The organism is Lentibacillus songyuanensis, from assembly GCF_039548255.1.
Classification (GTDB): domain Bacteria; phylum Bacillota; class Bacilli; order Bacillales; family Amphibacillaceae; genus Lentibacillus_C; species Lentibacillus_C songyuanensis.
Genome location: NZ_JBCLVH010000026.1, coordinates 19,318 through 32,874 on the forward strand (window position 1 = coordinate 19,318; position 13,557 = coordinate 32,874).

General features: G+C 42.3%; 11 protein-coding genes. 9 read left to right on the forward strand and 2 right to left on the reverse strand.

Features of this window, described 5'->3' with window-relative positions; all coding sequences use genetic code 11:
• Nucleotides 1-13: 13 nt before the first annotated feature.
• On the reverse strand, nt 14-1,360 hold the full coding sequence (locus tag WMZ97_RS18740) for an aspartate kinase (protein ID WP_343273619.1): 1,347 nt from the start codon (nt 1,358-1,360) through the stop codon (nt 14-16).
• Nucleotides 1,361-1,455: 95 nt separating this feature from the next.
• Nucleotides 1,456-1,752, reverse strand: a complete 297-nt coding sequence (locus WMZ97_RS18745; RefSeq protein WP_343273620.1) for a DUF2627 family protein — start codon at nt 1,750-1,752, stop codon at nt 1,456-1,458.
• 186 nt (nt 1,753-1,938) lie between these two features.
• Here WMZ97_RS18745 and WMZ97_RS18750 point away from each other — a divergent pair, with 186 nt between their 5' ends.
• From WMZ97_RS18750 to WMZ97_RS18790, 9 genes are all read left to right on the forward strand, one after another.
• The gene (locus WMZ97_RS18750) at nt 1,939-4,014 is read left to right on the forward strand and encodes a sigma 54-interacting transcriptional regulator (RefSeq protein WP_343273621.1); all 2,076 of its coding nucleotides are present in this window, start codon (nt 1,939-1,941) and stop codon (nt 4,012-4,014) included.
• A gap of 154 nt (nt 4,015-4,168) precedes the next feature.
• Nucleotides 4,169-5,263 carry a Glu/Leu/Phe/Val family dehydrogenase gene (locus WMZ97_RS18755; protein WP_343273622.1) on the forward strand — a complete coding sequence of 365 codons (1,095 nt, stop codon included), beginning with the start codon at nt 4,169-4,171 and terminating at the stop codon, nt 5,261-5,263.
• Between the two features lie 16 nt (nt 5,264-5,279).
• Entirely contained in the window at nt 5,280-6,365 is a 1,086-nt protein-coding gene (buk, locus tag WMZ97_RS18760) for a butyrate kinase (protein ID WP_343273623.1), read from the forward strand.
• A gap of 275 nt (nt 6,366-6,640) precedes the next feature.
• Nucleotides 6,641-8,062 carry a dihydrolipoyl dehydrogenase gene (lpdA, locus tag WMZ97_RS18765; protein ID WP_343273624.1) on the forward strand — a complete coding sequence of 474 codons (1,422 nt, stop codon included), beginning with the start codon at nt 6,641-6,643 and terminating at the stop codon, nt 8,060-8,062.
• A 156-nt stretch (nt 8,063-8,218) separates the two neighbouring features.
• On the forward strand, nt 8,219-9,211 hold the full coding sequence (locus WMZ97_RS18770) for a thiamine pyrophosphate-dependent dehydrogenase E1 component subunit alpha (RefSeq protein ID WP_343273625.1): 993 nt from the start codon (nt 8,219-8,221) through the stop codon (nt 9,209-9,211).
• Nucleotides 9,212-9,225: 14 nt separating this feature from the next.
• Nucleotides 9,226-10,209 (forward strand): alpha-ketoacid dehydrogenase subunit beta, encoded by a 984-nt coding sequence (locus WMZ97_RS18775; protein WP_343273626.1) that lies wholly within the window; start codon nt 9,226-9,228, stop codon nt 10,207-10,209.
• 44 nt (nt 10,210-10,253) lie between these two features.
• Entirely contained in the window at nt 10,254-11,516 is a 1,263-nt protein-coding gene (locus WMZ97_RS18780) for a dihydrolipoamide acetyltransferase family protein (protein ID WP_343273627.1), read from the forward strand.
• Nucleotides 11,517-11,960: 444 nt separating this feature from the next.
• On the forward strand, nt 11,961-12,392 hold the full coding sequence (locus WMZ97_RS18785) for a BrxA/BrxB family bacilliredoxin (RefSeq protein ID WP_343273628.1): 432 nt from the start codon (nt 11,961-11,963) through the stop codon (nt 12,390-12,392).
• 104 nt (nt 12,393-12,496) lie between these two features.
• Complete coding sequence (locus WMZ97_RS18790; RefSeq protein WP_343273629.1) at nt 12,497-13,486, forward strand: aromatic acid exporter family protein; 990 nt, start codon at nt 12,497-12,499, stop codon at nt 13,484-13,486.
• Nucleotides 13,487-13,557 lie beyond the last annotated feature (71 nt).

Sequence of the window (13,557 nt, forward strand, 5' to 3'; positions counted from 1 at the left end):
TATGTTTAATGGCTCAGGCAAAGAAAGCCTGGTACAGTGATCTTACGGAGCGCTCAAGATCTACTTCCTGAATCCCGAACATCATGGAAACTTCAGATGATCCTTGGTTAATCATGACAATGTTCACACCTGACTCGGTAATGGCTTTTGTCGCTTTTTGGGCAACGCCGACCGTACTGATCATGCCTTCTCCAACGACCATCACCATAGCTAAGTCACGATGAATTTTAATGGTATCGACATGCAATTCTGTCTCAATCCGTTGAATAACTTTTCGCTCTTTTTCTTTTGTAAAATGGTGTTGCCGGATGACAACCGACATATCATCAATGCCAGACGGTGCATGCTCAAAGGAAATGTGTTCATCTTCAAAGATTTGCAACAATTTACGGCCGAACCCAAGCTCGCGGTTCATGAGGTATTTGCTGACGTACAGACTGCAGAAGCCGCCATCTCCGGCAATCCCAACTACACACTGTTCGGTTGGTTCTTTCTCAGCTACAACCATTGTTCCTGGCGCACTAGGGTTGTTTGTGTTTTTTATACAAACAGGGATTCTTTCTTTAAATGCTGGGATCAGCGCCTCATCATGGAAAACGGAAAATCCGGCATAAGATAATTCACGCATCTCTTTGTACGTGATCGTTGTAATTTCCTTCGGTTGCTGGACAATCGTTGGATTAACCGTATAAACCGAATCAACGTCCGTAAAATTCTCGTATAAAGAAGCTTGTACGCCGGCAGCTACAATGGATCCGGTAATATCCGATCCACCCCGGGAAAATGTGACTAATTTCCCTGTCTTTGTATATCCGAAAAAGCCGGGAATAATGTGGATGCCTGTTTGTTTTCGGCGTTCGTATAAATGACCAAAGCTCTCATCCAGTACTTGAGCGTTACCTGGTTCATCACTCACGATGATTCCGGCCGTTTCTGGATTAAGGTATGTAGCATCAAGACCAATCGCTGATAAATATGCTTCGAGCACTTTCGCAGAGAAAACCTCGCCTAACGATTTGATAGTGTCAATCTTTAGCGAATTTGCTATGCCGCTTGCCAATACATCCTCAATTGTATCAAAAAGCTCGCGCGCAATAGCTGACGAAAGTTGCAGCTCTTCAAGAATTTGGGTGAAACGATCATTTACTAGGTGAAGTAAATCAAGATAAGGTTTTCCCTGACAGTAGTTCGTTGTAATCTCAATTAATGTATCCGTGATTTTGATATCCTCTTTGGTACGTTTTCCTGGTGCAGAGACCACAATAAATTTTCTAGCTGGATCCTGTTTTATTATTTCGCCTACTTTTTTTACCTGCTCCGCACTCGCAACGGAACTTCCTCCAAATTTTGCTACTTTCATAATATCGCTCCAATATAAAAATTTATAATAATGGTACAAATAGTAACATATTATCGACGATTTGTGTATAAAAAAAGACAACTAACCAAAATTAGTCATCTTTTATTTATTATCTCCCGTTTCGCTGCTTGCCGTTTACGGTCGCGGTGTACGATGAATCCGCCAATAAATCCGATTCCGATAACGAAAAAGATCACCCCAATAAAAAATTGCAGACCGACGTGTAGAAAGACATTCGTCAGTTCATTAAATAATGCATCACGCATAAGTTTAATTCCATAGGCTGCCACTACTCCGGGAATGATTAATAATAATACAGCAATAATTCGCATGGTGTTTTCTCCTTTAACGGTGTTCAAAGGACTAATCGTAATGATATTTTCAGCCTTCATACCGCCTACATAATAACTTTATCCCACCGGCAGGGAGGTAAAGGATCCCTACTGAACATTCGCTTTACTTTATCTAACGGTAGTATAACAAAAAATAGGAAAAATAGAAATGTAGTCGTCTGATTTGCCAAATTGTGCAGATTATCGTATCATAACAATATGCAAAAAATTGCAAGGTGGGGTCAAATGAAACGGGTGCTAATTGTCGGAGCGGGCAAGGGTGGAAGCGCTTTATTGAAAATGGTATATGCTGCCGACCAGATGGAGGTTGCAGCAGTTGTTGATCATGACCAAACTGCAAAGGGGATCCAACTTGCGGCTAGTTATCAGATTCCAACAGCGATGGACTGGAGAGAATGGATTGAACGAGATATTGATATGGTTATTGAAGCAACCGGAGATGAATTGGTACTTGATGAATTAATGCAATCGAGCACGGGGAAAACCGTAGTTATTCCAGGATCGATTGCATACCTCGTCGCTTCGTTATTAGATGAAAAGGATAGGTTATTGCGCCGGATAAAAATGCAAATGGTTAATCAACGTCTGATCCTTAATAATATTCGCGATGGTATGATTGTGATTGATAATCAAGAAATTGTCCAATTCGTTAATAAGAGTACCGAACGGATCATGGAAATACCTAGGAAAACATTTGAGGGGAAACCAATTACGGATTTCATTTCCCAAAGCAGGCTTCCCCATGTATTACATAGCAGAGAAAAAGAGGTTAATCAGCAGTTAATTTTAGAAAATGGCAAGCGTCTAATTACGACCAGAATTCCATTAATTAATGCAGATAACGCGTTAATTGGTGCATTTGCCGTTTTTAAAGATATTACCGAAGTGATGACGCTGGCAGAGGAAAATACAGACCTAACTGAAATAAAAACGATGCTGGAAGCCATTATTTACTCGTCAGACGAAGCGATTTCAGTTGTTGATGAAAATGGGGTAGGGATCATGATTAACCCCGCATATTCACGAATTACCGGATTAAAGGAAACGGATATTGTCGGCAAACCAGCGAGTGTAGACATTTCAGAAGGTGAAAGCATGCACATGAAAGTACTGAAAACCCGTAGACCTGTCCGGGGTGTTCGAATGAAAGTCGGCATTACAAAGCGTGATGTGTTAGTCAATGTTGCCCCAGTGATTGTTGATGGCAAGATAAAAGGCAGTGTTGGTGTATTACACGATGTTTCTGAAATTAAAGCGTTGACTAACGAATTAAAACGTGCAAGACAGATCATCCGTAATTTAGAGGCGAAATATACGTTTGATGATATCATTGGTAATTCCCAGGAAATGCGATTAGCACTTGAACAGGTGAAGGTTGGTGCACGTACACCGGCAATTGTACTGCTGCGCGGGGAATCTGGGACAGGTAAAGAGCTCTTTGCCCACGCTATTCATAATGAAAGTGATCGGAAGCATAATAAATTTATTCGTGTTAATTGCGCGGCCATCGCAGAATCCATTTTGGAAAGTGAATTATTTGGTTATGAAGAAGGGGCGTTTTCCGGCGCAAAACGCGGTGGAAAACGTGGCCTTTTTGAAGAGGCTAATATGGGAAGTATCTTTTTAGATGAAATCGGCGAGCTATCCTTACACATGCAGGCGAAACTGTTACGAGTCTTACAAGAAAATGAAATTGTGCGGGTTGGCGGTACAGATCCAATTCCGATTAACATCCGGATCATCGCAGCAACCAATGTTAACCTGGAAAAAGCAATCATGAAAAAAACGTTTCGGGAGGATCTGTATTACCGATTAAACCGTTTGCCGATTTATATCCCTACATTAAGAGAAAGAATAACCGATTTGCCACTATTGATTGACCACATGATTGAAAAGATCAATCAAGATTACGGGCGAAATGTTCGGTCCATTTCAAAGGAGGCATTGCAACAGTTAAAAGAATATCACTGGCCCGGAAATGTTCGGGAATTAGAGAATGTGATTGGACGTGCCATGATCTATATGGACATGAATGAGGAAGAAATCAAATTGGGACATATCCCTGACCTGGATACAGTTAAAACCAGATCAGATACTTTTGATTCCGTAACGCAACAGCAAGCTCTGTCCCTGCAGCATGCAGTAGAAGACTACGAGAAGCGGTATATCGAACAAATATATCAACAGAATAACTATAATAAAACCAAAACAGCAAAAGTATTGGGCGTATCAATCCGAAATCTTTATTATAAAATGAAAAAGTATCAAATTGAAAAAAGTAACCTGCAAGATTTTTCATAAACGCAAGATGTTGCATAAAGAAGTTTGTGACAAATGAAGCGCTTACAATAATCTTGGTTTGGCATGGAATTTGCATTAATAAGAGTGAAACGATCAGGTGGATACTATAAATTTGTGTGGCTAGTATTCAAACTGTTTAAGGAGGATATAAAAAATGGAATTATTTACGTATATGGAAGAATACGATTACGAACAATTGGTGTTTTGTCAGGATAAAAATTCAGGGTTGAAAGCAATCATCGCGATCCATGATACAACGCTTGGACCAGCTTTGGGCGGAACAAGAATGTGGACATACGATTCTGAAGAAGCAGCAATTGAGGATGCGTTACGATTAGCAAAGGGAATGACTTATAAAAATGCGGCGGCAGGATTAAATCTTGGCGGTGGTAAAACGGTAATCATTGGTGATCCGAAAAAAGATAAAAGTCCAGAGATGTTTCGCGCGTTCGGCCGATATATTCAGAGCCTGAATGGCCGTTATATAACAGCTGAGGATGTTGGAACAACGGTTGATGACATGGATTTAATTCATATGGAAACTGATTTTGTAACCGGAGTTTCTCCTGAGTATGGCTCGTCCGGCAACCCATCTCCTGTCACCGCATACGGGGTATATAAAGGCATGAAAGCAGCAGCAATGACTGCGTTTGGCTCCGATTCGCTGGAAGGAAAGACCGTTGCTGTACAAGGCGTGGGAAATGTCGCTTACACAGTTTGTGAGTATCTGCATAAAGAAGGCGTAAATCTGATTGTCGCCGATATAAATGAACAAGCGGTTGATCGTGCTGTGAAGGCATTTGGAGCCAAAGCAGTTGACCCAAATGATATTTACGGAGTAGAATGTGATATTTATGCACCATGCGCGCTTGGGGCAACGATTAATGACGAAACGATTCCGCAACTAAAAGCAAAAGTAATTGCCGGTTCAGCGAATAATCAATTAAAAACGCCTGAACATGGTGATATTATTCATGAAAAAGGAATTATCTATGCTCCTGACTACGTAATTAACTCAGGCGGTGTTATCAATGTAGCTGACGAATTGAATGGATACAATCAAAATCGGGCTATGAGAAAGGTAGAAACCATATATGACAGCCTGATGAAGGTATTTGAAATCTCCAATCGCGATCAAATCCCTTCCTATGTTGCGGCTGATCGGATGGCAGAGGAGCGAATTGCCTCTGTCAGTAAATCACGCAGTCAATTCTTATTAAATGGACATCATACGTTAAGTCGAAGGTAATGGGAGGAACTTTTGTGTGCAACACCTATTCCGCACCTTAATTGTAAATCCAGAGTCAAATGCAACGAAAATCGGAGTGTTTGATAATGATAGGTGTATTCTTGAAAAGGCCATCTATCATGACGAACAGAAATTGGCTGGCTATCAGCGATTTGCGAATCAATATTTATACCGCAAAGAAATGATCCTAGAACAACTGGATTATGAAGGTATCAATATTTCCAAGCTACGAGCGGTCTGTGGTAAGGGTGGACTGCACCAGCCAATTGAAGGTGGTACATACCTAGTAAATACTGCTATGCTTGCCGATCTGAAAAGCGGTTATTATGGAGAACATGCGTCTAACCTTGGTGGATTGATTGCTTATACAATCGCTATGGGATTAAATATTCCAGCCTATATTGTTGACCCGGTTGTCGTCGATGAATTGGAGGATATCGCCAGAATCTCGGGAATTCCAGAAATACCAAGAAAAAGTATCTTTCATGCTTTAAATCAAAAAGCGGCCGCGAGACGCTGTGCGAAAGAATCCGGAAAACGCTATGAACAAATGAACATGGTCGTTATTCATATGGGGCGGGGTATAACGGTTGGTGCCCATAAAAAAGGAAAAGTGGTTGATGTAAATAATGGATTGGATGGAGACGGCCCGTTTTCGCCTGAACGTGCCGGAACCGTTCCAGCTGGTGATTTAGTTTCATTATGCTTTTCAGGTAAATATAATCTGAATGAAATCATGGCGAAGCTGGTCGGTCAGGGTGGATTAAAAGCCTACTTAAACACCGATACGACGCATGTAAATACAAAAGAAGCAATATACAATGCCATGGCTTATCAAATCGCCAAAGAGATTGGTTCGATGAGTACTGTTTTAAAAGGTGCGGTGGATGCGATTGTGTTAACAGGTGATCTTGCATATGAGAAATCATTCATTGACTTGATTTCGCAGCGGGTACATTGGATTGCTGACACGTTTGTTTACCCAGGAGAAAATGAGTTGCAGGCACTTAATGAGGGCGTATTGCGGGTGCTGCGCCATGAAGAATCAGCAAAAATATATCCCGCCTTAACGGGCAGTAAGACCTCCACTTCAAGATTTTGAGGGGCAACGAAAAAAGATAAGTGGGGGGTCAACCGCCGTAAAGGTCCAATTCTGTTCGGGTCTGTAGGACGTAGGTCACAAAGGCGTTGCAACAGGAATTTTGTAAACTTAGCCTTTGTTCCTCTATTCAGTGAGGGGGATAAAGGGCACGCTAAAACTTTCACGTCTTGTGACAATGCCTGCACTAGCACGTCCTGTGCGTCGAATCCTCCCGCTGAATAAATTTTCACTTTATCCAAGATAGATTATTATATAGCAAAAGGAGAATGGAGTTTATGGCAGAAGAATATGATCTTGCCGTTCTCGGTGGGGGAACTGGTGGGTATGTCGCCGCCATTCGTGGTGCGCAGTTAGGAATGAAGGTTGCCGTCGTTGAAAAAGATGAGCTTGGAGGAACATGCCTTCATCGTGGATGCATTCCGTCAAAGGCGCTGCTTCGGAGTGCAGAGGTATTTAGGCAAACAAAGGAAGCCGATTTGTATGGGATTGAAGCCAATGATGTCACACTGAATTTCGCCAAGGTACAGAATCGTAAGGCTGATATTGTTCACACCCTTCATCAGGGGGTAAAAGGGCTGATGAAAAAAGGCAAGATTGATGTCTATGCAGGGTTCGGCCGTATTCTAGGACCCAGTATTTTTTCGCCGATGCCTGGGACGATTTCCGTAGAATATGCAAACGGGGATGAAAATACAATGATTATCCCAAAAAATGTCTTAATTGCTACCGGTTCATCCCCGAATTCTTTGCCTGGATTACCGATTGATGGACACAATGTCATAAGCTCGGATGAGGCACTGCAAATGCAGGAATTGCCAAAGTCGATCATTATTGTCGGTGGTGGTGTGATTGGCATCGAATGGGCTTCGATGCTTGCTGATTTTGGTGTAGATGTAACGATACTGGAATATGTAGCGCACATCCTGCCGACGGAAGATATAGCGATTGCCAAAGAAGCGGAAAAATTACTTAAGAAAAAAGGAATCACGATTGTAACAGGCGCAAAAGTAGCAGCCGATTCATTATCCATTGAAAATGGTGTCCAAATTCAAGCAGATGTGAATGGGACAGTGAAGGATTTTGCTGCCGAAAAGATGCTTGTTGCTGTCGGACGGAAGGCAAATACAACAAATATTGGATTGGAAAATACGGATATTGTGGCAGATAACGGAGTCATTCAGACTAATCACTATTATCAAACGAAAGAGTCCCATATTTATGCAATAGGGGATTGTATTGGCGGAATGCAGTTAGCACATGTTGCTTCACATGAAGGGATCGTTGCCGTGGAGCATATGGCGGATCAAACCCCACAGTCAATTGACTACACCACGATACCAACCTGTATTTATGCCAGTCCAGAGATAGCTAGTGTAGGTTTGACCGAAAAGCAGGCGACTGAACAAGGAAAATCCATCAAGGTCGGCACGTTTCCATTTAAAGCTATTGGCAAGGCACTCGTCTTTGGAGAATCGGATGGCTTCGTAAAAATCATTGCCGATAAACAGAATAATGATCTATTAGGTGTGCATATGATTGGTCCGCATGTGACGGATATGATTTCTGAGGCCGGACTAGCTAAAGTACTTGATGCAACACCATGGGAAATTGCAGAAAGCATTCACCCGCATCCCACTTTATCAGAGATAATGGGAGAAGCCGCACTTGCGGTTGATGGAAAGCAAATTCATGGCTAACAGAAAAAGCGTTAAAGCTGGGCGGAAGATTACAGGATTTTGGGGTTTTTATACGTTGCGACAAGGCTCATAGTTTTGCTGAAACTTCCCTTAATATAGGCAAACGTTTAGTCGAAACAAATAATAGAATACAGTAAGTAAAAGGAGGCGTTTCTCATGTCAAAAAACCGCCATGAAGCGTTAGGAATTTCAGATGAACAGGTATTGAATATGTTTAAAACAATGCTGTTGGCCCGGAAAATTGATGAACGAATGTGGTTGCTGAATCGTGCGGGGAAGATCCCATTTGTTATATCCTGTCAAGGGCAAGAAGCAGCCCAGGTCGGTGCAGCTTTTGCATTAGATCGCAACAAGGATTATGTGGCACCATATTACCGGGATATGGGTGTTGTTATATCTTTTGGAATGACGGCACAAGATTTAATGCTATCCGGATTCGCCAAGAAAGAAGATCCAAACTCGGGTGGACGTCAGATGCCTGGACATTTTGGTCAAAAGAAAAACAGGATCATTACTGGCTCATCTCCCGTAACGACACAAGTTCCACATGCAGTCGGTGTTGCACTTGCAGCAAAAATGGACCAAAAAGATATTGTGTCCCTTGTTACCTTAGGAGAAGGATCATCCAACCAAGGTGATTTTCATGAAGCATTAAATTTTGCTGGGGTACATAAGTTGCCAGTTATCACCATGGTGGAAAATAACAAATATGCAATTTCTGTACCAATTGAGCGCCAATTGGCCTGTGAACAGGTATCTGATCGCGCCGTAGGTTATGGCATGCCAGGTGTTACGGTGGATGGTAATGATCCCTTGGCAGTATATGAGGCGGTAACACAAGCGCGCAAACGAGCCTTAAATGGAGAAGGACCAACATTAATTGAGGCTGTTTCGTATCGACTTACTGCCCATTCGAGTGATGACGATGACCGGCAGTACCGAGAGAGTGAAGAAGTGGAAGAAGCAAGAAAAAAAGATTCTATCGTAACGTTTGCAGCATATTTACAAGAAACAGGTATTCTAACCGAGGAACTAGAAAAGGAAATTCATGAAGAAATTTCAGTATTGGTCAATGACGCAACCGACTATGCAGAAAATGCGGCATATGCCGATCCAGAAGAAGCCTTGAAATTTGTTTATGAAGTGTAGGGAGGGAGATTATTATGCCAGTAATGTCGTATATTCAGGCTGTAACATCAGCTTTAAAAGAAGAAATGCAACGCGATGAACAAGTATTTATCTTGGGAGAAGACGTTGGTAAAAAGGGCGGTGTATTCGGTGCCACGAAAGGGTTATACGAAGAATTTGGTGACATGCGGGTGATGGATACCCCGCTCGCAGAATCAGCTATTGCCGGTGTGGGAATTGGCGCGGCGATGTATGGCAAGCGTCCAGTGGCAGAGATGCAGTTTGCCGATTTTATCATGCCTGCTGTCAATCAAATTATTTCCGAAGCATCCCGAATTCGCTACCGGTCCAATAATGACTGGGAATGTCCTATCACAATCCGTGCTCCATATGGTGGCGGGGTTCATGGGGCCTTATACCACTCGCAATCGGTTGAGGCGGTGTTTGCCAACCAGCCGGGATTAACGATAGTCATGCCATCAACGCCGTATGATGCAAAGGGGTTATTAAAAGCATCAATCCGCAGTAACGATCCGGTTTTATTTTTTGAACATAAACGGGCATATCGGCTGCTTAAAGGAGAGGTACCTGATGAAGACTATACCTTGCCAATTGGAAAAGCGGATGTGAAGCGAGAAGGTTCTGACCTCACGATCATTACGTACGGATTGTGTGTTCATTTTGCCCTGCAAGCAGCTGAAAAACTTGCTGAAGAGGGAATTGATGCGCATATTGTTGATTTGCGGACGATTTACCCACTTGATAAAGAGGCCATCATTGGAGCAGCGAAACGAACGGGAAAAGTGCTGCTTATTACGGAGGATAATCAAGAGGGGAGTATTATTGGCGAGGTTGCTGCCATCATCGCCGAAAACTGTTTGTTCGATTTGGATGCGCCGATTAAGCGTCTGGCTGGACCAGATATTCCTGCGATGCCGTATGCGCCAACAATGGAAAAATATTTTATGGTCAATCCAGATAAAGTAGAAAAAGCAATGCGCGATCTGGCGGAGTTTTGATGAAATACAAGTGTTTTTGCAAGAGTTGATAAAGGAGGGATCACATGGCCACTGAAAAAATTAATATGCCACAGCTGGGAGAAAGTGTTACGGAAGGTACGATTAGCTCCTGGCTGGTAGGTGTTGGTGATCAGGTGAATAAATACGATCCAATCGCCGAGGTAATGACGGATAAAGTAAACGCGGAAGTGCCATCTTCATTTACCGGGGTAATCAAGGAACTGGTTGCTCAAGAAGGAGATACAATCGAGGTTGGTGAACTGATGTGTTATATTGACACGGAAGGCGGGTCTGCGAATGAACAAGAGGAATCTAAAACGGATACAAGCCCAGCGAAACCAGATGGGAAATCAGTTGGCTCAGACACAGACCAATCGATGAAAACTCGCTATTCCCCAGCTGTATTGCGGATGGCACAGGAACATGATATTGATTTAACTAAAATGAATGGAAGTGGCAAAAGCGGTCGGATTACTAGAAAGGATATAGAAAAACTGATTGCTTCTGTCGGTACAGCACAAAAAATGAGCCAGTCGCAACCTGAACCGAAGCAACCAGCACAAGAAACGGATCAGCAGCCAACAACGTCGGCGAAGACACCACAGTCCGGGGATATTGAAATTCCGGTTACCGGGGTGCGTAAAGCGATCGCACAAAACATGGTTCGCTCCAAACAGGAAATACCGCATGCCTGGATGACAGTGGAAGTGGATGTAACGGATCTTGTATCGTATCGCAATCATATAAAAGATGATTTTAAACAAAAGGAAGGCTTTGGTCTGACATTTTTTGCCTTTTTTGTCAAGGCAGTTGCGCAAGGGTTAAAAGAATACCCACAATTAAACAGTACCTGGGCTGGCGACAAGATCATCCAAAAGAAAGATATTCACTTATCGATCGCGGTAGCAAGTGAAGATAAGTTATTTGTCCCTGTAATTAAGCATGCGGATGAAAAAAGTATCAAAGGCATTGCGAAAGATATTTACGAGTTAGCTGGCAAGGCACGAACTGGCAAGCTAACAGCCGATGATATGCAAGGTGGTACATTTACCGTAAATAATACAGGCTCATTTGGTTCCATTCATTCCATGGGTGTTATTAACCATCCACAAGCAGCCATTCTGCAAGTGGAGTCCATTGTAAAACGCCCGATGATTATTAATGATATGTTTGCTGCCAGAGACATGGTAAATCTATCATTATCACTAGATCATCGAATTCTGGATGGCCTTGTGTGTGGAAGGTTCCTGGCACGAGTAAAAGCCATATTGGAGCATATGAATAAGGATACAACTTCAGTCTATTAGCGAAGGCAGAGTAGTTGATGAACTACCATTTTCTTGTGACTATCGAATACAATCGTGATAAAGGATAACGTTTTACGGATGCAGCAGATACCCTTTTCGTACTGAACGGAAAGCCCGCTCTTTAGGCAGCCTTCCATCGTAGAATGAGAACCGTGGCCAGTGTAAGACCTAACGGGTAAAAAGGATGGAAGGCTAAACAACACGAAGCTTTGTTGTAACGCCTTAATAATCAACGTCATGTTGGCCCAAGACTGAAGGGTCCGCATTAAAAGCAGAATCTATTTTGGACCGCCGTCAAGATTTCAACAATCTATACAAAGAATGAGAAAGACTTCTTGTAATGAACCCGACAAACTCTAGACACTTGAATTGAAATCTTTTGGTAAAATTGGTAAGCTATGAATAGGAATTACCAATAAATCAATTAAGGGGATGGATGTTCAGATGGATTTTAATCTTTTTATGAATGATGTTGTCGATGCAGCCCGCAAGGATATCATCGAAGCTGGGTACGAAGAGCTAACAAGCCCAGAACAAGTCGACGATGCGCTTAATCGTAAAGGGACAACCTTGGTGATGGTTAACTCTACATGCGGATGTGCCGGCGGTGTTGCTCGTCCAGCTGCAGCAAACGCCATTCATTATGATAAACGACCAGATCATTTAGTTACCGTTTTTGCGGGACAAGATCGGGAAGCTACAGATAAGGCAAGAGAGTATTTTGAAGGCTATCCACCTTCCTCTCCATCATTTGCTTTTTTAAAGGATGGTAAAATTGTTACTATGCTGGAGCGTCATGACATTGAAGGGTTTACAGCGATGGATGTAATGGGTAAGCTGCAACATGTTTTTGATGAAAACTGTGAAGAAGTATAAATAGTTAAGCATCATTTGGTGGGGCTGTCTCATGTACAACGGGTCAGCCTCATTTTAATCGGTAAGGAATTGTAGAAAGTTCTTCATTAAGGGAGATTTCCGCCGTGAAAATTGGCTATCGAACCATTAAAACTGCATTAGGCACACCAATCGCGATTATTCTTGCTCAGTTACTTGGTGTAACCAACTATGTTTCAGCAGGAATTTTAACCATTTTGTGTATTCAGCCATCCAGAAAGCGATCGGTTCTGAGTGCCTGGGATCGTTTTTTAGCGTGTACACTAGCGATTATTTTTTCTTTTGTGTTTTTTGAAACGATTGGGTATAACCCGATATCTGTGGGGATCATGCTGGCGCTTTTTATTCCTGTAACGGTACTATTAAACATATCACAGGGGATTGCAACCAGTTCTGTAATTATTTTACAACTGTATGGCGCAGGGCATATTTCAACTCGATTTATTATGGAAGAATTTTTATTAATATTGGTAGGGGTTGGAACAGGTTTATTGGTGAATTTATACATGCCAAGTTTGGAGAATAAGTTACATCGAATGCAACAGAGATTGGAAGAAAATTTTCAAACGATTTTAAAAGAGATTGCATTATACATACGGGATAAAAACCAATCGTGGGATGGGAAAGAACTCACCGGCGTAGAGCAAATCCTTCAAGAGGCGAATGATCTCGTTGCACGGGACATGGAGAATCACCTACTAAGGCAAAAACACCCATATCAGGATTATTTTACCATGCGGGCTAAACAGTTCGAATTATTACAACGCATGCTGCCACTTGTCACAAGACTGCCAAACACGGTAACCATTTCGGAACCAATCGCTCATTTTTTTGAGAAATTATCCGATTCGGTCCACCCTGGCAACACTGCGGTACTATTTTTGGATGAACTGGATTCGTTAAAGAAAGAATTTGATGAAGAGCCACTGCCGACAACACAAGACGAATTCGAAACACGGGCCAATCTGTTTCGCTTACTGCATGATATTGAGGATTATTTACTTTTGAAAAAGAAATTTAAAGCTAGCGACGTGAAGAAAAATAAGAAGACCGGTGTCAACCAACCTGCTCGTTAAACCAGTCTTCTTGATATGGTACAATGAAAAAATGATGTGTGGACAGGAGGTTCTTGTTGCAAAGCATGCAA